The sequence below is a fragment of the Streptomyces sp. CG4 genome (assembly GCF_041080655.1).
GTDB lineage: Bacteria > Actinomycetota > Actinomycetes > Streptomycetales > Streptomycetaceae > Streptomyces.
In genome coordinates this window covers 1011445-1029651 of sequence record NZ_CP163525.1, presented here as the reverse complement: position 1 = coordinate 1029651, position 18207 = coordinate 1011445, and the positions used below count along the sequence as shown (strand labels likewise).

Below are 18207 nucleotides of genomic sequence, written 5' to 3'. Positions count from 1 at the left end.
ACACGCCGGACCATCCGAGCGTTCGCAGGGGCTGCGCGGCACGCCCGTACGCGCTGTAATGGCGAACGTGGTCAGTGAGGGCGCTGCGATCAGCGGAACGCGTACAGCGCCGGAGCGTGCCGAAGCCGCCCTGGACACCCTCACCACGGCACCCGCCACGCCGGACCGGCTCCGCCGGGTCCTGGAACAGGCGCTGGTGTTCGCCGGGGCGTCCTTCGCCGGGGTGTACACGCCCGGCGACGACCCGGCCCAGCTGTCCCTCGCCGAGTCGGCGGGCCTGCCACGCACCCTGTACGGGCTCCGCGACGGCTATCCGGCGGCCGGCGGTTCCCCGGTCGCCGAGGTCAACCGCACCGGGCGCCCGCGCCGGCTCGGTCCCGAGGAACTGGCCGGCTGCCCCGAGGCGCGGCGCATCCAGTCCCCGGACTTCTCCGTGGCCGTCCTGCCGCTCGGCCCGGCGGGCGCCGGCTGTCTGCTGGCCGTCAGCGAGCACCCCGGCGGCTTCGGCCCCGACGACCGTGCCTGCCTGGAGCTGATCGCCCGCGCGGTCGCCGCGCCCGTCCCGGCCGCCCCCGCGGCGGACGGCGGCGAGCTGCGGCCGGACGCCTTCAGCCTGGCCATGGACAGCGGCCGGATCGAGGTCGGCGACGAGATCCTGCGGCTGTTCGGGCTCGGCCGGGACACCTTCGACGGCCGGGTCGAGACCCTCCTCGCGCTCACCGTGCCCGAGGACCTGCCCGCGCTGATGTCCGTCGTCGAGGCCGACCACATGTCGATCGGCGAGCGCGAGCTGGAATTCCGCGTCCTCCAACCGTCGGGACCGCCCAAGTGGCTGCGGCTGCGCGGCCGGCTGCTGCCCGGCGGCGAGGGGCGCACCGCCCGGCTCGTCGGCACCGTCGCCGACGCCTCCACCCTGCGCTCCGACGTCACCGACGTGGCCCGGGTGCAGCGCCTGGCCGCCGCCCTCGCCACCGCCGGCACCGTCGAGGACGTAGGCAAGGCCGTCGTCGCCGCGCTGCGCCGGCCGCTGCACGCCGACCGGATCGCACTCGCGGAACTGGAGAACGACCGGCTCGTCGTCACCGTCCTCGACCCTCCCGAACCCGAGGCCTGGCCCGAGCTGTGGCGCAGCGAGTGGCGCACCGAATGGCCCGACGCGCCGGTGCGTGCCATGCCGACCCTGGCCGCCGTGCTGCGCGCCGGCCGCGCCCGGATCTGGCCGGCCGGCAGCGCGCTGGAGCCCGCCCTCGCCGAGGTCGGCCCCGGCGGCCTCGCCGTGCTGCCGCTGCCCGCCGGCGGCCGCATGGCCGGCGCCTGCCTGATCGGCTGGGACCGCCCGCACGACTTCGGCCCCGACGAACGCGCCCTGCTCACCGCCTGCGCCGGCCTCGCCGGCCAGGCCCTGCTGCGCGCCCACGCCTTCGACGCCGAGCACGAACTCGTCGGCATGCTCCAGCGCACCCTGCTGCCACGCCGCCTGCCCCGGCTGCCGGGCGGGATCGCCGTCGCCCGGTACCTGCCGACCACGGCCGGTCTGGAGGTCGGCGGCGACTGGTACGACGTGATCCCGCTCGCCGACCATCACGTCGCCCTCGTCATCGGCGACGTACAGGGCCACAACGCGGGCGCCGCCACCCTGATGGGCCAGATGCGTACCGCGCTGCGCGCCTACGCCACCGAGGGCCACCCGCCGGACGTGGTCGTCGCCCACGCCAACCGGCTGCTGCTGGAGATGGAGACCGACCTGTTCGCCACCTGCGCCTATGTCGACGTCGACATGGAGGAGGGCACCGCCTGGTGCGTGCGCGCCGGACATCTGCAGCCCGTGCTGCGGCACCCGGACGGCACCGCCGAGATCGTCCGCGCCGAGGGCGGCCCGCCGCTCGGGGTGCTCGGCCAGGCCGATTTCCCGATGACCCCGCTGCGGCTGCAGCCCGGCGCGGTGCTCGCGCTGACCACCGACGGGCTGGTGGAGTCGCCGGGCGCCGACATCGACGTCGGCATGGACCGGTTCGCCGCCCGGCTGGCCGCCGGCGACCCGGCGCACCTCGGGCTCGTCGCCGACGCGCTGCTCACCGGCGCCCTCCGCGGCGACGACGTGGCCCTGCTGCTGATGCGCTACGACGGCATGGCGGTACGCCCGCTGCGCGAGAGCTGGACCGTGTGGCGGGTACCGGAGGCGGTCCGGCACGCCCGCCGCTTCACCCGGCGCACCCTGCGCACCTGGGGCGTCTCGCCGGACACCATGGACGCGGCCCTGCTGGTCGTCTCCGAACTCGTCACCAACGCCCTCGTGCACACCGACGGTCAGGTCCGCCTCGACATGAGCCTGGTCAACCACCGGCTGCGGCTCGCGGTCGCCGACTCCTCCCCGCGCAGCCCCGTCAAGCCCACCAGCATCGGCTGGGAGGCCACCGGCGGCCGCGGCATCCTCCTGGTGGAGGCCGTGTCCGCGGCCTGGGGCACGCTCCCGGTCAGCGGCGGCAAACAGGTATGGGCGGACCTCGCACTCGAGGGCTGACGGCGGCAGTCGGGGCCGTGGGTGGCGGTTGACTCCGGCGGTGGGTTTCGGTTTCTGAGGGTTGTGGGTGGTGGTCGGCGTCGTGGGTGGCGGTTGACTCCGGTGGCTGACCCGGGCGGGTCGGTCTTGGCTCCCGAGGACTGAGCGCTGCAGTCGGCTTCGTGACCGGCGGGCCGATGCCGGCGGTCGGTCCCGGACCTCTACGGCTCACCGATGCTGTGGGCTCCGGTATGTGGCGGCTGGGTTCTGCGGTGGGTCTCGTGCGGGGCGGCTGGGTCCCACGGCGGGCCCCGTGCCCGGCGGCCGGCAGCCTCGGGTCGGCCCGGTCGGCCCCGTGCCCGCCGCCCCGGTCGGGTCGGCCTCGGCCCCGGCGGCCGGCCTCCGTCGTCGGCTCCGTAGGTGTCGGCTTCGTAGGCCTCGGCTGACGGCCACACGGGTGCGATCACAGGTGCGTTCCGGCAGGTTGGAGAGGTGCTCCGGGCAGCGGTGCCTAGGGTCGATCGGTGTGCCACACACCTTCGAAGAGCTCGTGCAGAAACAGCGCGCGGCCGACGCGGCCCATGCCACGGTCGAGGAGCTGCGGGACGCGTACGGCCCGCCGGCCGAGCGGAGCATGACCGGCGCCCAGTCCGGCACCTACGAGACCGCGCTGCGCGCCTGGCGGGACCTGGCCCGGGACGTGCAGACCGCGGTGAGCGAGTACGCGAAGGCGACCGGCCGGGCACGCCCCGAGGTCGAGGCCGAGGTGGCCCGGGCGGCGGCGGAGCCCGAGGACGCATGAGCCGGGTCGGCCGCCGCACCGAGCGGCTGGTGGACGCCGCCGACGCCCGGCTGCCCGTGCTGGACGGCGGCCCGCTGCTGCGCAAGGCCTTCCCCGACCACTGGTCCTTCCTGCTCGGCGAACTCGCCTTGTACAGCCTGCTGGTGCTGATCCTGACCGGGGTCTGGCTGACCCTCTTCTTCCAGCCGGAGACGCGCGAGGTCGTGTACACGGGCCCCTACGCGCCGCTGCGCGGAGTGCGCATGTCGGCCGCCTTCGACTCCACCCTGCACATCAGCTTCGACGTGCGCGGCGGACTGCTGATGCGGCAGACCCACCACTGGGCCGCGCTGGTCTTCGTCGCCGCGATCGGCGTGCACATGCTGCGGATCTTCTTCACCGGCGCGTTTCGCCGACCTCGCGAACTGAACTGGGCCGTCGGGCTCACCCTGTTCGTGGTCTCGCTGGCCGAGGGCTTCGCCGGCTACTCGCTCCCCGACGACCTGCTCTCCGGGACCGGGCTGCGCATCGCAGAGGGCATCATGCTGTCGATCCCGGTCGTGGGCACGTACGTGGCCTTCTTCGTGTTCGGCGGCCAGTACCCGGCCCACGACATCGTCACCCGCCTGTACCCGGTGCACGTCCTGCTGCTTCCCGGTGCCCTCGTCGCCCTGGTCGCCGTACACCTGATCCTGGTGGTGCATCTCAAGCACACCCAGTGGCGCGGCCCGGCCCGCACGCAGCGCAACGCCGTGGGCAAGCCGTTCTTCCCGCAGTTCACCGCCTCCTCCGGCGGCCTGGCCGTCGCCGCCACCGGCCTCCTGGTGCTCCTCTCCGGCCTCGCCCAGGTCAACCCCGTCTGGAACTACGGCCCCTACCGCCCCGACCAGGACTCCACCGGCTCCCAGCCCGACTGGTACGTCGGCTTCCTGGAGGGCGCGCTGCGGCTGGTCCCGCCGTGGGAGACGAACATCGCGGGCCACACCCTGATGTGGAACGTGCTGCTCCCGGCGATCGTCCTGCCGGGCCTGCTGTTCGCCGTGCTCTACGCCTACCCCTTCGTGGAGCAACGGCTGACCGGCGAGTGGCGGACCGAGCGGCACCTGTGCGACCGCCCGCGCGAGCGGCCCGTCCGCACCGGGCTCGGCGTGGCGGGCACCGTGTTCTACGGCGTACTGCTGCTGGCCGGCGGCAACGACGTCATCGCCCAGACCTTCCGTATCTCCGTCAACGGCCTCACCTGGGTACTGCGCATCGCCCTGATCGCGGCACCGGTCCTCGCCTTCCTGGTGACCCGGTGGCTGTGCCGGGCCCTCACGGCGGCCGAGAGCGAGCGGCTGGCAGCGGGCGTGCCCACCGGCGAGATCCGGCAGAGCGTCACCGGCGGCTACGAGAGCGACCACGCGCCCGTCAGGGCGTTCCGGCCCGGCGCCCCGCGCAGACCGCTCACCGGTGCGCGTACTGGAACACCATCCCGTACACCCCGCGCGCCAGAACGCCCAGACCGATGAGGAACAGCCACAGCCCGAAGACCACCCCGGTCGCCGTCACCGCGAAACCGAGCGCGGTGAGAATCGGCCACAGGCTCTCGTCGGGGAAGAACGCCACCGGTCCGGCCCCGTCCGCCACTTCCGCGTCGGTGCGGTCCTGCGCCCGCGTCCCCCGGCGCCGGTACTGGATCAGGCAGAAGAACGCGACCAGTGCGGCCATGCCGCACGCGACGACCAGCGCGACCGTGCCCGTCTCGTCTCCCGACCACACCCCGTACAAGGCCGCCGACCCGCCGAAGAACAGCGCGACCCCGCCGAACAGCATCGCCTCGGCCCTCACCGGATGCCCTCCGCCTCGGCCCCGCCCACGACCTCCGGATGGTGCAGGTCGAAGGCGGGCGACTCCGAGCGCACCCGGGGCAGCGCCAGGAAGTTGTGCCGCGGCGGCGGACAGGACGTCGCCCACTCCAGGCCACGCCCCCACCCCCACGGGTCGTCCACGGTGACCTGCTCGCCCTTGGCGGTGGTGCGCCACACGTTGTAGAGGAACGGCAGGGTGGAGACGCCCAGCAGGAACGCGCCCGCCGACGACAGGGTGTTGAGGAGAGTGAAGCCGTCGCTGGGCAGATAGTCCGCGTACCGGCGCGGCATGCCCGCCTCACCGAGCCAGTGCTGCACCAGGAAGGTCAGCTGGAACGCCGGGAACAGCAGCCAGAAGTGCAGCTTGCCGAGCCGCTCGTCCAGCATCTTCCCGGTGAACTTCGGCCACCAGAAGTAGAACCCGGCGAACATCGCGAACACCACCGTGCCGAACAGCACATAGTGCAGATGCGCCACGATGAAGTAGGTGTCGGTCAGATGGAAGTCCAGCGGCGGCGAGGCGATCAGCACCCCGCTCAGCCCGCCCAGCAGGAAGGACACCAGAAAGCCCAGCGACCACAGCATCGGCGTCTCGAACGAGACGGACCCGTGGACCATGGTGCCGATCCACGCGAAGAATTTGATGCCCGTGGGCACCGCGATCAGGAACGACATGATGGAGAAGAACGGCAGCAGCACCGCGCCCGTCGCGAACATGTGGTGCGCCCACACCACCGCCGACAGCATGGTGATCGCGATCGTGGCCCCGATCATCGGCAGATAGCCGAACAGCGGCTTGCGGGAGAACACCGGCAGGATCTCCGAGATGATCCCGAAGAACGGCAGCGCCACGATGTAGACCTCCGGATGCCCGAAGAACCAGAACAGGTGCTGCCACAGCAGCGCGCCCCCGTTCGCCGCGTCGAAGACGTGCGCCCCGAACTTCCGGTCCGCCTCCAGCACCAGCAGCGCCGCCGCGAACACCGGGAACGCGGGCAGGATGAGGATCGAGGTGAACAGCACGTTCCAGGTGAAGATCGGCATCCGGAACATCGTCATGCCGGGCGCGCGCAGGCACAGGACGGTGGCGATGAAGTTCACGGCGGTCAACGTCGTCGACACACCCGACACCACCAGCCCCATCGCCCACAGGTCGCCGCCCGCGCCGGGGGAGAAGTAGGCGCTGTTCAGGGGCGCGTAGGCGAACCAGCCGAAGGCCGCCGCCCCGCCGGGCACCAGAAATCCGGAGACCACCATCAGCCCGCCGAACAGGTACATCCAGTACGACAGCGCGTTCAGCCGCGGGAAGGCCAGGTCGGGCGCGCCGATCTGAAGCGGCATCACGGCGTTGGCGAACCCGGCGAACATCGGCGTCGCGAACAGCAGCATCATGACCGTGCCGTGGATCGTGAAGAACTCGCCGTAGCCGTGCTCGTTCAGGAACTGCAGACCCGGCCGCGCCAGTTCCGCGCGCATGGCGAGGGCGAGCAGCCCGGCGAACAGGAAGAAGCAGAACGCCGTGACCATGTAGAGCCGGCCGATCACCTTGTGGTCGGCGGTGGAGAGCCGGCGCAGGAGGGTCCGGCCGGGACGCGGGGCGGGCGCCGTGTACCGCGCGACGACCTCGACGATGTCCGACATTTCTGATAGTTCCGTCATCCCGCGTGACGCTACCCTGCACACCTTCCCGGCAAACTCTCGTCGACATCGAAGCCATGCCGCAGCAAGGCTCCAGTCATACAAACAGCGGCCGGATTCAGCCCATCGCCATTAGGGCGTTCCTGATGAAGGCTCTGGCGGGCCGGCACGCCCCCGTACCCCGAGGATCATCCGCCGGCCCCGCGCACCGCCGGCGGCCGCACCGAGCCCGCCGGGGAGCACGCCGTGCTCACCGAACTCCCCAGTGGATCCGTCGTGGTGCGCACGGCCGGAGTGTCGTCCGCGCGATGCCGCAGTGTGCCGGTCGCGTCAGGCCGCGTGGGTCTTGGCGAGCAGCTCCAGGATCTCGGCCGTCGTGCCGCTCTCGCCGAGCCGCGGGAAGATCCGCTCGATGCTGTTCGCGTGCGCCTCGGCGTCGGCGTCGGCCATCGCGTCGGTGGCCAGGGTGACGTGGTACCCGTGGGCGTAGGCGTCGCGGGCCGTCGACTCCACACCGATGCTGGTGGCGACGCCGGTCAGCACGATCTGGGTGATGCCGCGGCGGCGCAGTTGGACGTCCAGGTCGGTGCCGTGGAAGGCGCTCCAGTTGTGCTTGGTGACGCGGATGTCGCCAGGGTGGCCGGACAGTTCGTCGACGATGAGGTCCCAGCCGTCGGGGAAGGCCAGGCCCCGCACCTGACGCTCGGTGCGGCCGGGCAGGACGTCCCCGCCGTCGGCGGCGAAGGAGACGCGGACCAGCACCACGGGCAGGTTCCGGGCGCGGAAGGCGTCGGCGAGTTCGGCCGTACGCGCCACCACCTCGGGGCCCGTGTACGGCTGGGTCGGCATCGCCGTGATGCCGTTCTGCAGGTCGATCGCGACGAGGGCGGTACGGGGGTCGAGCGTGGTGAGCGACATGGGTCGGTCAGGCCTTTCCTGGGGTGGTGGGGCGTCGGGGGTGAACCGGGCGAAGGAACCGTCGGGCAGGGGTGTCGCCGGCCATGCGGCGGAGCCGACGAGCATGATTCTCGGCGCGTGCGACGAGCCTGGGTGTCACGGCTGCGACAGCCGTTCCATCAGCTCCAGCGCCCTGAGGACGGTCTGCCGCTCCTCGTCCGTGTAGCGGTCCTGGAAGGTGCGGGCCAGCCACTCCTCACGGACCTGCCGGTTGCCCTCGATCCGGGCCCGACCGGCGTCGGTCAGCGTGACCAGCTGGCGGCGGCCGTCGTCCGGGTCGGGGGCGCGCCGGATCAGACCGTGCTGGTCCAGGGCGGCCAGTGTGGCGGCCATCGACTGCGGACGTACGCCTTCGGCGGCGGCGAGGGCGCTGGCCGTGGCGGCGCCGTGCTTGCCGACCAGGGTGAGCGCCGACTCCTGTGACGGGCTGAGGTCGGTGTCCTGCGCGACCTCGCGGATGCGACGCCGCAGCCGGCTGAAGACCACGCGCAGCTCGCGCGCGGCCCGGGTGGCGGAGTCGGAGATGTCGGCCATGCGGCCAGCCTACGACCGACAGCCATAACTGTCCAGCTCGGACTGTTCAGTCTTACCTGATGAATCCGGAGGCGGTCGCTCGGCTACGTTGTCCCTGTGCGTCTGCTGATGGTGTCCGACACCCACCTGCCGAAGCGCGCCAAGCGGCTCCCGGAGCAGCTGCTGGCCGAACTCCCGTACGCGGACGTGGTGTTCCACGCCGGCGACTGGGTCGACACCGCGACCCTGGACCTGCTGGAGAGCCGCAGCCGGCGGCTCATCGGGGTCTACGGCAACAACGACGGCCCGGAGCTACGGGCCCGGCTCCCCGAGGTGGCGTACGCCGAACTGGGCGGCCTGCGCTTCGGCGTGGTACACGAGACCGGCCCCGCCCAGGGCCGCGAGGCCCGCTGCGCCGCCCGCTTCCCCGACCTCGACGTGCTGGTCTTCGGCCACAGCCACATCCCCTGGGACACCACCGCCCCGACCGGCCTGCGGCTGCTCAACCCCGGCTCCCCGACCGACCGCCGCCGCCAGCCCCACTGCACCTATCTGACGGCCACCGTCGCCGACGGCGCGCTGACCGAGGTCACCCTGCACCGCCTGCCACCGCGCTGACGGGCGGCAGGCAGAACGGACGGCCGACGAACGGCCAGAGCAGGGGCATGGTCAGTGCTCGGTGGTACGTCCGTGTCGTAGCAGCCGTGCCGCTGCCCATGCCAGTGTGGCGATCGCCGCCGCCACCATCGCCGCCCGCTTGGCCACCGGCAGGCCGGCCGTGCGGAGGAGGTCGAGTGGCTGCGGCGCCTCGTCGTCGGCGGTTGGTTCCTCGGCGGTGGGCGCGGCACGCTCGGTCAGGTGCTCCGCCAAGCAGTTCGCGAACTGGCCCACCAGACGGTCGCCCACCTCGGCCAGCACGCCCCGCCCGAACTGCGCCGGGCGGCCGGTCACCGTCAGGTCGGTCCGTACCGACACCGCCGTACCGTCCTGGCGTTCGCTGAGCGTGCCGGTGACCGTCGCCCTGGCCGTACCCTGGCCCCGGGTCTCGCGGCCGCTCGCCACGAGGACCATACGGTGTGCCACCGCGTCCTGCTCCTCGAAGACCGCCGTGCCCCGGTAGGCGACGGTCACCGGGCCGACCTTGACCTTCACGGAGCCGGTCACGGTCGTGCCGTCGTGGCCCTCCACCACCGCACCCGGCAGACAGGGCGCGATCCGCTCGATGTCGAGGAGCGCCTGCCAGGCCTCGTCGACCGGGACGGGGACGGTGAACTCGTGGTGCAGCTCCATGACGTGCTCCCTTCCGACACCCTTCGGACTCCCTTCGGACGCGTCAGACCGCGGTCGGGTGGATGGCTCCGCCGGTCGTGGTCAGGGGCGCGCCGCTGCCGCCCCAACGCAGGGCGACGATCTCGGCGGCGACGGAGACGGCGACCTCCTCGGGCGTACGGGCCCCGAGGTCGAGCCCGAGCGGAGAGCGCAGCCTGGACAGTTCGGCCTCGGTCACCCCGGCCTCGATGAGCCGGGCGCGGCGCTCCTCGTGGGTGAGCCGGCTGCCCATCGCCCCGACGTAGGCGGCCGGGCGGCGCAGGGCCTCCTGCAGCAGCGGCACGTCGAACTTCGGGTCATGGGTGAGGACGCAGATCACCGTGCGGTCGTCGGTCTCCGTACCGGCGAGATAGCGGTGCGGCCAGTCGACCACGACCTCGGCGCCCGCCGGGAAGCGCTTGGGCGTGGCGAAGACCGGGCGGGCGTCGCACACGGTGACCCGGTAGCCGAGGAAGTCGCCGATCCGGGCCACCGCGGCCGCGTAGTCGATCGCGCCGAAGACCAGCATGCGGGGTGGTGGCGCGAACGACTGGAGGAACACCGTGACGGTGTCCTCGCGGCGCTCGCCGTGCGGGCCGTAGTGACGCAGGACCGAGGCGCCCAGCGCGAGTTCGCCGCGCGCGTCGGCGGTGACGGCGACGTCGAGACCCTCCGTGCCGAGCGTGCCCGCCGCCCGGTCCGGCCAGACCGCGAGCGTGGCGGCGCGCGGCGCGGGCCCGTCCACCACCGTGGCCACGGTCACCGGTTCGCCCGCGGCGACCGACGCGGCGACCGTGCCGAACGCCGGGTCCGAGGCGGCGGTCACCGGCCGTACCAGCAGGGTGATCTCGCCGCCGCAGGTGAGGCCGACCGCGAACGCGTCCTCGTCGCTGTAGCCGAAGGTTTCGAGGCGCGGCTCGCCGCTCGCCACGACCTCCTGGGCGAGTTCGTACACCGCGCCTTCCACGCAGCCCCCGGACACGCTGCCCACGACCTCGTCGTCCGGGCCCACCGCCATCGCGGCGCCCGGGTCGCGTGGCGCGCTACGGCTGACCGCGACGACCGTGGCCAGACCGAACGGAATCCCGGCCGCGTGCCAGCGTGCCAGCGCCGGCAGAATCTCACGCACGATCCGCTCCTCTCACCCGGGCCGCACCGGCCTCCGGCTCCGCCGCACCGCGCACCACCGCCGCCAGCGCCTCCAGCGCGGCCAGGCTGTGCCCCTCGACGAAGGCGTCCACACTGGGCAGCGCCGCCGCCATCCCGGCGGCCAGCGGCGCGTAACCGGGGCGCGCCTTACGGGGGTTCGCCCAGACCACCTGGTGGGCCAGGGCGTGCAGCCGGCGCATCTGCTGTCCGAGCAGCTCCGGATCGCCTCGCTCCCAGCCGTCCGAGAGCAGCACGACGATCGCCCCGTGCGCCATCCCGCGCTGCCCCCAGCGGTTCAGGAACTCGCGCACCAGCTCACCGAGCCGGGTGCCGCCGCGCCAGTCCGGCACGGCTGCCGCGACGGCCGTCATCGCCAAGTCCGGGTCCCTGTGGGCGAGTTCACGCGTCACCCGGGTCAGCCGGGTGCCGATGGTGAACACCTCCGTACGGCCCACGCGCACCGCCGCGTGCGCGAACCGCAGCAGCGCGTCGGCGTACGGCGCCATCGAGCCGCTCACATCGACGAGCAGCACCACCCGGCGGGGCTGCTGCACGCGCGCATGCCGACGCAGCCGGGCCGGTTCCCCGCCGCGCCGCAGCAACTCCCGTACGGTGCGCCGCGGATCGACCTCGCCGCGTCGGGCGGGCCGGCGCCGCGCCGCGCGCCGCGCCTGGCCCTGCAGGGCGAACGCGGCGAGCAGGCGGCGCAGTTGGTCCCGTTCGGCGCCTTCGAGCGTGGCGACGTCGCGGTGCCGCAGCACCTCGGCCGAGCTGGCGAGCGCGGCGACCGGCGGGCCGGACGAATCGTCCTCGCCCGGCGTGCCCGCGCCCATGCGCGCCGCCCGCGCGACGAGCCGGGGCCGGGGCGGGGGAGCGGCACGCGCCGGGCGGGCGGTTCCCTCGGGGGAGGGCCCGAAGTACGCGGCGAACACCCGCTCGTACCGCTCCAGGTCGTCGTGCCCACCGCACAGCGTCGCCCGCCCCGCCCAGTACACATCCGTACGCACCCCCGGACGCAGGGCGGCCACGGCACGCAGGAACGCGTACAGCCGCTCGGTACTCGCATCGACCCCCGCCACCCGCAACACCCGCACGAATCCGAGCAGCACGGCATCGGCCCCGAGCCGCTCGGCATCCACCTTCGGCCGTTGGGCGTCCGTCCCGATCCGTTCGGCATCGGCGCTCAGCCGTTCGGCATCCGCGGCCGACGGTTCGCCGCCGGTGCCAAGCCGATCCGCATCGGCACTCAGCCGTTCGACATCCACAGCCGACCCTTCGCCGCCGATGCCAAACCGTTCGGCGTCCGCCCCCGGCCGCCCCGCGTCCGCCCCCACCCGTTCGCTCCCGGCCTGAAGCCGTTCCCCATCCCGTCCCGGTGGAGGGCCCGACCCGCTCCCGGTCGTGTTCACCGGACCTCACCCGCCCCGGGCCGCGAGGACAGCCGTGAGATCGAGCCCCCGTGCTCGGTCCGTGTCCTCCCGGTACTTCAGTACCGAGCCCAGCGTCGCCACCGCCAGCTCCGCGTCCACCTCGCCGGCGCCCAGCGCGTCCAGGGCCTCGGCCCAGTCCAGGGTCTCGGCGACGCCGGGAGGTTTGAGCAGGTCGGCGCCGCGCAGCGCCTGCACCAGTGCCGTCACCTGCTCCGCCAGCCGTGCCGACACCCCGGGCAACCGGCGCCGCACGATGGCCAGTTCGCGGGCGAAGGAGGGATGGTCGAACCAGTGGTAGAGGCACCGCCGCTTCAGCGCGTCGTGCACCTCCCGGGTCCGGTTCGAGGTGAGGACGACGACCGGCGGCTGCTCGGCGCGCAGCGTGCCCAGCTCCGGGATCGTGACGGAGTACTCGGACAGCAGCTCCAGCAGGAACGCCTCGAACTCGTCGTCGGCCCGGTCGATCTCGTCGACCAGCAGCACCGCCGGTTGTGTCTGCAGGGCCTGCAGCAGCGGGCGGGCGATGAGGAACCGGCGGTCGTACAGCTCGCTCTCCAAGCGGTCCGCGTCCGTCACCCCGGCTGCCTCGGCGGCGCGCAGATGCAGCAGCTGGCGCGGGAAGTCCCAGTCGTACAGGGCCTGCGAGGCGTCGATGCCCTCATGGCACTGCAGCCGGATCAGCGGCGCGCCGAGCGCGTCGGCGAGGGCGGACGCGAGCGCGGTCTTGCCCACGCCCGCGTCGCCCTCGCAGAACAGCGGCCGGTGCAGCCTCAGGGCCAGGAAGCAGGTGACGGCCAGCCCTTCGTCGACGAGGTACCCCGTCTCCTCCAGGCGGGCCCGCACCCGCTCCGGGTCGTCCATCGTGATGATCGGCGCTCACCCCATTCCGCCGGCGGCCAGCACGGCCCGCCGGGTCAGCACCCGGGCCAGATGCGCCCGATACTCCGGGGAAGCGGACACGTCCCGCGCCGGGTGGGTGCCCTCGGCCGCCGTCTCCGCGGCCCGGGCCACGGCGTCCGAGGCGCCGACCCCGGTCAGCGCGGCCTCGGCCGCCGAGGCCCGCAGTGGGGTCGAGCCCATGTTGGTCAGCCCGATGCGCGCCTCGGCGATGTACCCGTCGTCGCGCCGGACCAGTGCCGCGACGCCGACGATCGCCCAGGCCTGGGCGACCCGGTGGAACTTCTCGTAGTGGAAGCCCCAGCCGTCGGTCTTCGGCACCCGCACCGCCACGAGGAGTTCGTCGGGCGCGAGCGCCGACTGGAGGTAGTCGACGAAGAACTCCCGGGCCGGGATCGTGCGCCGGCCGTTCGGTCCGGTCGCGACGAGCTCGGCGTCCAGGGCCAGCACCACCGCGGGCAGGTCCCCGGCCGGATCGGCGTGCGCCAGCGATCCGCCGAGGGTGCCCCGGTGCCGTACGGCGGGATCGGCGACCGTGGCCGTGGCCTCGGCCAGCAGACCGGCGTGCCGGCGCACCAGCGGGTCGTGGAGCACCTCGTGGTGCGTGGTCAGCGCGCCGATGACGAGCGTGTCGCCGTCCTCGCGGACCCCGCGCAGTTCCGGGATCCGGCCCACGTCGACCACCAGCTCGGGGAAGGCCAGCCGCAGCCTGAGCAGCGGCAGCAGGCTCTGCCCGCCGGCCAGCACCTTCGCCTCCTCGCCGGCGTCGGCGAGCACGTGGACCGCCTCGTCCACGCTCTGCGGACGGGCGTAGTCGAAGGCCGGGGGAATCATGCCGCCGCCTCCTTCACCGCGCGCCACACGCGTTCCGGTGTGCAGGGCATCCGCACGTCGTGCACGCCGAGCGGCCGCAGGGCGTCCACGACGGCGTTGACCACGGCGGGTGTCGACGCGATCGTCCCCGCCTCGCCCACGCCCTTGACGCCGAGCGCGTTCGAGGCCGCCGGTGTCTCGGTCCGGTCGGTCACGAAGTCGGGCAGGTCGGCCGCCGACGGCACGAGGTAGTCGGCCAGCGTGCCGGTGACGAGGTTGCCGTCGTCGTCGTACACGGCCTCCTCGTACAGCGCCTGGGCGATGCCCTGCGCGAGTCCGCCGTGCACCTGCCCCTCGACGATCATCGGGTTGACGGTCCGGCCGACGTCGTCGACGCAGACGTACGACCTGATGCGGGTGCGCCCGGTCTCGGTGTCGACCTCGACCGCGCACAGATGGGTGCCGTGCGGGTAGGAGAAGTTCTCCGGGTCCACGACGTGTTCGGCGTTGATGGTGGGCTCGATGCCGTCGGGCAGGTCGTGGTTGGTGAACGTCTCGAAGGCGATCTCCTGGATGGTCCTGCGGGCTTCCGGGGAGCCCTTCACCGAGAACACGCCGCCGTTGAACTCCAGGTCCTGCTCGCTCGCCTCCAGCAGATGCGCTGCGACCTTCCGTGCCTTCTCGACGACCGTCCGCGCGGCCCGGTGCACGGCCTCGCCGCCGACGGCCAGTGACCGCGAGCCGTAGGTGTCCATGCCCTGCGGGGCCGCCTTGGTGTCGCCGTGCAGCACTTCGACGTCCTCGAAGGGCACGCCGAGCACGTCCGCCGCGATCTGGCTCCAGCAGGTCTCGTGTCCCTGCCCGTGCGGGCTGGTGCCGGTGACGACCTCGACCTTGCCGGTGGGCAGCATGCGGATGCTCGCCGCCTCCCAGCCGCCGGCCGAGTACCGCAGGTCGCGCAGCACCCGGCTCGGCGCGAGCCCGCACATCTCGGTGTACGTCGACACGCCGATACCGAGCCGTACGGGGTCGCCGCGCCGGTTGCGTTCCCGCTGCTCGGCGCGCAGGTCGTCGTAGCCGAACAGGGCGAGGGCCTTGCCGGTGGCCGCCTCGTAGTTGCCGCTGTCGTAGGTCAGTCCGGCGATCGTGGTGTACGGGAACTCCTCGTGCCGGATCCAGTTGCGCCGCCGCAACTCGACCGGGTCCAGGGCGAGTTCGGCCGCCAGCTCGTCCATGATGCGCTCGATGGCGAAGGTGGCCTCGGGGCGTCCGGCGCCGCGGTAGGCGTCGGTGGGCGTGCGGGTGGTGAAGACGCCGGTGCAATGGAACTCGTAGGCGTCCATCTTGTAGATCGCCGGGTACATGAAGGCGCCGAGGATCGGGATGCCCGGCGTGACGAGCATCAGGTAGGCGCCCATGTCGGCGAGCAGGTCCACCTTGAGGCCGAGCAGCCTGCCCTCGCGGGTCGCGGCGATCTCGACGTCCTGGAGCATGCCGCGGCCGTGGTGGGTGGCGAGCGCCCCCTCGGAGCGGGACTCGGTCCACTTCACCGGCCGGCCGAGCCTGCGGGCGACCGCGAGGGCGAGGGCCTCCTCGCCGTACACCTGCAGCTTGGAGCCGAAGCCGCCGCCCACGTCCGGGGCGATCACGCGCAGCTTGTGCTCGGGGACGCCGGTGACGCCCGCGAGCATGATCCGCAGGATGTGCGGGATCTGGGTCGCCGAGTAGACCGTGTACTCGCCGGAGGCCGCGAGCGGGGTGACGACGACCGCACGCGGCTCCATGGCGTTGGGGATCAGCCGCTGCTGGTGGTAGCGCCGCTTCAGGATCACCTCGGCGCGGTCCCGCACCGCCTCGAAGCTCTCGCCGGTGGCGAGCGGCCAGGTGTAGCAGCGGTTGGTGCCCTTGTCGGCGTGGACCAGCGGGGCGTCCGGCGCCAGCGCGGTCTCCAGATCGAGGACCGCGGGCAGCGGGTCGTAGTCGACCTCGATCGCCTCCAGGGCGTCGGCGGCCGCGTACCGGTCGCGGGCCACCACGACCGCCACCGGGTCGCCCGCGTAACGGACCTCGTCGACGGCGATCGGCGGATGGTCGGGCAGCACGATGTCCTCGGTCACCGGCCAGGCGCAGGGCAGCGAACCCAGCCCCTCGGCGAGGTCGGCGCCGCTGAACGCCGCGAGGACACCGGGGCGTTCGAGCGCGGGGGAGACGTCGACGCGGGTGATGCGGGCGTGCGCCATCGGGCTGCGCAGGATCGCCAGGTGCAGGAGGCCGGCCACCTGGATGTTGTCGGTCCAGTTGGTCTGGCCGGTGAGCAGCCGGGCGTCCTCCTTGCGCAGCCGGCGCCGCCCGACCTCGGGTGCGACGGCCTGGCCGGTCATGCCGAGACCTCCTCGCCGACCTGTTGTCCGGGTGCCGGGGCGACCTCACGAGCCTGTTGCCCGGACGCGGCGAGCACCGCGCGGACGATGTTCTGGTAGCCGGTGCAACGGCAGAGGTTGCCCTCCAGGGCCTGACGGACCTCGTCCGGGCTCGGGTGCGGGTTCTCGCTGAGCAGATCCCGCGCCGCCATGATCATGCCGGGCGTGCAGTAGCCGCACTGCAGACCGTGCTGCTCGTGGAAGGCGCGCTGCAGCGCGGTCCACTCGCCGTCCTGCGCAAGCCCCTGGATCGTCGTCACCGCGCACCCGTCCGCCTGGACGGCGAGCACCGAGCAGCTCTTCACGGTCGCCCCGTCCAGGTCGACCGTGCAGGCCCCGCAGTTGGAGGTGTCGCAGCCGATCGGGGTGCCGGTGAGGCCGAGGTGGTCGCGGAGGTAGTGGGCCAGGAGGAGACGGGGTTCCACGTCGTCCTCGTACCTCGTGCCGTCCACGTGCACCGAGATGTGGGTCATGAGCCCTCCAGACCGTGCGGGAGAGGGAAAGTCAGCCACCAAGGCTGAGGAAATCAGCCATTTGGCGCGATGTACGTCACCCTACGGCCGCGCTCTGGTCGCGGCGAGTGCTGCGCGAGGGCTTTTGTTGAGCGTTAATCCATTGCCGCTCGGCGTCGCCGTCTGCTGCACTGCGCGGTACCCGTCGTCACACAGAGAGGACCAGCGATGCGCACTGCGTGCATGTCCGCCCAGGAAGGAATCCACCCCATGCCGAAGGACATCACGCTCAGTGCATCTGCTCAATCTCGGAATTCTCGCCCATGTCGACGCCGGTAAGACCAGCCTGACCGAACGGCTGCTGCACACCGCCGGAGTGATCGACGAGATCGGCAGCGTCGACGCCGGCAGCACCACCACCGACACCCTCGCGCTGGAGCGGCGGCGCGGCATCACCATCAAGTCCGCCGTCGTGTCGTTCCCGCTCGACGGCGTCACCGTCAACCTCATCGACACCCCCGGTCACCCGGACTTCATCGCCGAGGTCGAGCGGGTCCTCGGCGTGCTCGACGGCGCCGTGCTGGTCGTCTCGGCCGTCGAGGGCGTCCAGGCACAGACGCGCGTGCTGATGCGCACCCTGCGCCGGCTGCGCATCCCCACCCTGATCTTCGTCAACAAGATCGACCGTCGTGGCGCGAACGGCTCCGCCGTGCTGGACCAGATGACCCGCAGGCTGGGCGTGCCGCTCGTCCCGACGGGCCGGCCCGCCTCGCTCGGCACCCGCGCCGCCCGCTTCGTGCCCGGCCTCGGCCCGGCCGCCCCGGAGGTGCTCGCCGACCACGACGACGAGCTGCTGGCCGCCTACCTCGACGACGGCGTCGAGGCCGCCCGGCTGCACACCGCCCTGGCCGTCCAGACCCGGCGCGCGCTGGTCCATCCCGTGTACTTCGGCTCCGCCATCACGGGAGCGGGAATCCCCGACCTGATCACCGGCATCGAACGGCTGCTGCCCACCGCCGCCGGCGACCCGGCCGGCCCCCTGTCGGCCACGGTCTTCAAGGTCGAACGCGGCCCGGCGGGGGAGAAGGTGGCCTACGCCCGGATCTTCTCCGGCACCCTGCAGGTCCGCGACCGGGTGCCGTTCGGGGCCGCTGACGGCCGGGAGGTCGGTCGGCCGGGTGCCGGCCGGGTGTCGGGCCGTGGCGGGGACGGCGGGGTGTCGGGCCGGGCCGGGGACGGCGGGGCGCCGGGCCGGGGCGGGGACGGCGGGGTGTCGGGCCGGAGTGGGGATGGCCGGGTGTTGGGCCGGGGCGGGGACGGCGGGGTGTCGGGCCGGGCCGGGGATGGCGGGGTGTCGGGCCGGAGTGGGGATGGCCGGGTGTTGGGCCGGGGCGGGGACGGTCGGGTGTCGGGCCGGAGTGGGGACGGTCGGGTGTCGGGCCGGGCCGGGGATGGCCGGGTGTTGGGCCGGGCCGGGGACGGCGGGGCGCCGGGCCGGG

At 73.2% G+C, this 18207-nt stretch carries 15 protein-coding genes and 2 pseudogenes; 6 read left to right on the top strand and 11 right to left on the bottom strand.

All coding sequences use genetic code 11. From position 1 onward, the window contains the following. Positions 1-58: 58 nt before the first annotated feature. The 3 genes from AB5L52_RS04790 (at position 59) to AB5L52_RS04780 (ending at position 4792) form a co-directional block, all read left to right on the top strand. Entirely contained in the window at positions 59-2521 is a 2463-nt protein-coding gene (locus AB5L52_RS04790) for a SpoIIE family protein phosphatase (RefSeq protein ID WP_369362736.1), read from the top strand. Between the two features lie 505 nt (positions 2522-3026). Further along, a complete protein-coding gene (locus AB5L52_RS04785; protein ID WP_351034280.1) occupies positions 3027-3302 on the top strand; it encodes a hypothetical protein in 276 nt (91 codons plus the stop codon). Next, complete coding sequence (locus AB5L52_RS04780; RefSeq protein ID WP_369362735.1) at positions 3299-4792, top strand: cytochrome bc complex cytochrome b subunit; 1494 nt, start codon at positions 3299-3301, stop codon at positions 4790-4792. Before AB5L52_RS04785 ends, AB5L52_RS04780 begins: the two co-directional genes overlap by 4 nt. Here the strand turns inward: AB5L52_RS04780 and AB5L52_RS04775 are convergent. Both AB5L52_RS04775 and ctaD read right to left on the bottom strand, forming a co-directional pair. Further along, a complete protein-coding gene (locus tag AB5L52_RS04775) occupies positions 4728-5111 on the bottom strand; it encodes a cytochrome c oxidase subunit 4 (RefSeq protein ID WP_351034275.1) in 384 nt (127 codons plus the stop codon). The genes AB5L52_RS04780 and AB5L52_RS04775 overlap by 65 nt on opposite strands. Continuing rightward, the gene (gene ctaD / locus AB5L52_RS04770; protein ID WP_351573269.1) at positions 5108-6772 is read right to left on the bottom strand and encodes a cytochrome c oxidase subunit I; all 1665 of its coding nucleotides are present in this window, start codon (positions 6770-6772) and stop codon (positions 5108-5110) included. The genes AB5L52_RS04775 and ctaD overlap by 4 nt, the downstream gene beginning before the upstream one ends. A gap of 171 nt (positions 6773-6943) precedes the next feature. Between ctaD and AB5L52_RS04765 the strand changes: the two are divergent. Next, positions 6944-7060 (top strand): annotated as a pseudogene (locus AB5L52_RS04765) (dTDP-4-dehydrorhamnose reductase); the annotation flags it as partial. A 39-nt stretch (positions 7061-7099) separates the two neighbouring features. On the opposite strand, the gene AB5L52_RS04760 reads toward AB5L52_RS04765, so the two are convergent. Both AB5L52_RS04760 and AB5L52_RS04755 read right to left on the bottom strand, forming a co-directional pair. Continuing rightward, complete coding sequence (locus AB5L52_RS04760; RefSeq protein WP_369362734.1) at positions 7100-7687, bottom strand: hydrolase; 588 nt, start codon at positions 7685-7687, stop codon at positions 7100-7102. 135 nt (positions 7688-7822) lie between these two features. Next, positions 7823-8260, bottom strand: a complete 438-nt coding sequence (locus AB5L52_RS04755) for a MarR family winged helix-turn-helix transcriptional regulator (protein WP_369362733.1) — start codon at positions 8258-8260, stop codon at positions 7823-7825. 96 nt (positions 8261-8356) lie between these two features. Between AB5L52_RS04755 and AB5L52_RS04750 the strand changes: the two genes are divergently transcribed. Further along, positions 8357-8857, top strand: coding sequence for a metallophosphoesterase (locus AB5L52_RS04750; RefSeq protein WP_351034266.1), 501 nt, complete (start codon positions 8357-8359; stop codon positions 8855-8857). Between the two features lie 51 nt (positions 8858-8908). Here the strand turns inward: AB5L52_RS04750 and AB5L52_RS04745 are convergent, their stop codons facing one another. The 7 genes from AB5L52_RS04745 to AB5L52_RS04715 all read right to left on the bottom strand — a co-directional run bounded on the left by AB5L52_RS04745 (position 8909) and on the right by AB5L52_RS04715 (position 16729). Next, entirely contained in the window at positions 8909-9529 is a 621-nt protein-coding gene (locus AB5L52_RS04745) for an SRPBCC family protein (protein ID WP_351034263.1), read from the bottom strand. Between the two features lie 43 nt (positions 9530-9572). Beyond that, positions 9573-10676 carry an XdhC family protein gene (locus AB5L52_RS04740; RefSeq protein ID WP_351034262.1) on the bottom strand — a complete coding sequence of 368 codons (1104 nt, stop codon included), beginning with the start codon at positions 10674-10676 and terminating at the stop codon, positions 9573-9575. After that, complete coding sequence (locus tag AB5L52_RS04735; protein ID WP_351034287.1) at positions 10669-11835, bottom strand: VWA domain-containing protein; 1167 nt, start codon at positions 11833-11835, stop codon at positions 10669-10671. Before AB5L52_RS04735 ends, AB5L52_RS04740 begins: the two co-directional genes overlap by 8 nt. Positions 11836-12111: 276 nt before the next feature. Then, complete coding sequence (locus AB5L52_RS04730; RefSeq protein ID WP_369362732.1) at positions 12112-12987, bottom strand: AAA family ATPase; 876 nt, start codon at positions 12985-12987, stop codon at positions 12112-12114. 15 nt (positions 12988-13002) lie between these two features. Then, positions 13003-13857: a xanthine dehydrogenase family protein subunit M gene (locus tag AB5L52_RS04725; protein WP_369362731.1), complete on the bottom strand. Its 855-nt coding sequence runs from the start codon at positions 13855-13857 to the stop codon at positions 13003-13005. Then, positions 13854-16217: a xanthine dehydrogenase family protein molybdopterin-binding subunit gene (locus tag AB5L52_RS04720; RefSeq protein WP_369362730.1), complete on the bottom strand. Its 2364-nt coding sequence runs from the start codon at positions 16215-16217 to the stop codon at positions 13854-13856. The genes AB5L52_RS04725 and AB5L52_RS04720 overlap by 4 nt, the downstream gene beginning before the upstream one ends. After that, entirely contained in the window at positions 16214-16729 is a 516-nt protein-coding gene (locus tag AB5L52_RS04715) for a (2Fe-2S)-binding protein (RefSeq protein ID WP_369362729.1), read from the bottom strand. Before AB5L52_RS04715 ends, AB5L52_RS04720 begins: the two co-directional genes overlap by 4 nt. Positions 16730-17000: 271 nt before the next feature. On the opposite strand from AB5L52_RS04715, the pseudogene AB5L52_RS04710 reads away from it, so the two are divergent. Beyond that, positions 17001-17861, top strand: a pseudogene (locus AB5L52_RS04710) (GTP-binding protein); the annotation flags it as partial. Positions 17862-18207 lie beyond the last annotated feature (346 nt).

Coding starts and splice junctions, on each gene's coding strand:
- AB5L52_RS04790 (WP_369362736.1), top strand. CDS start 59: ATGGCGAACGTGGTCAGTGAGGGCGCTGCGATCAGCGGAACGCGTACA.
- AB5L52_RS04780 (WP_369362735.1), top strand. CDS start 3,299: ATGAGCCGGGTCGGCCGCCGCACCGAGCGGCTGGTGGACGCCGCCGAC.
- ctaD (WP_351573269.1), bottom strand. CDS start 6,772: ATGTCGGACATCGTCGAGGTCGTCGCGCGGTACACGGCGCCCGCCCCG.
- AB5L52_RS04760 (WP_369362734.1), bottom strand. CDS start 7,687: ATGTCGCTCACCACGCTCGACCCCCGTACCGCCCTCGTCGCGATCGAC.
- AB5L52_RS04755 (WP_369362733.1), bottom strand. CDS start 8,260: ATGGCCGACATCTCCGACTCCGCCACCCGGGCCGCGCGCGAGCTGCGC.
- AB5L52_RS04745 (WP_351034263.1), bottom strand. CDS start 9,529: ATGGAGCTGCACCACGAGTTCACCGTCCCCGTCCCGGTCGACGAGGCC.
- AB5L52_RS04730 (WP_369362732.1), bottom strand. CDS start 12,987: ATGGACGACCCGGAGCGGGTGCGGGCCCGCCTGGAGGAGACGGGGTAC.
- AB5L52_RS04725 (WP_369362731.1), bottom strand. CDS start 13,857: ATGATTCCCCCGGCCTTCGACTACGCCCGTCCGCAGAGCGTGGACGAG.
- AB5L52_RS04720 (WP_369362730.1), bottom strand. CDS start 16,217: ATGACCGGCCAGGCCGTCGCACCCGAGGTCGGGCGGCGCCGGCTGCGC.
- AB5L52_RS04715 (WP_369362729.1), bottom strand. CDS start 16,729: ATGACCCACATCTCGGTGCACGTGGACGGCACGAGGTACGAGGACGAC.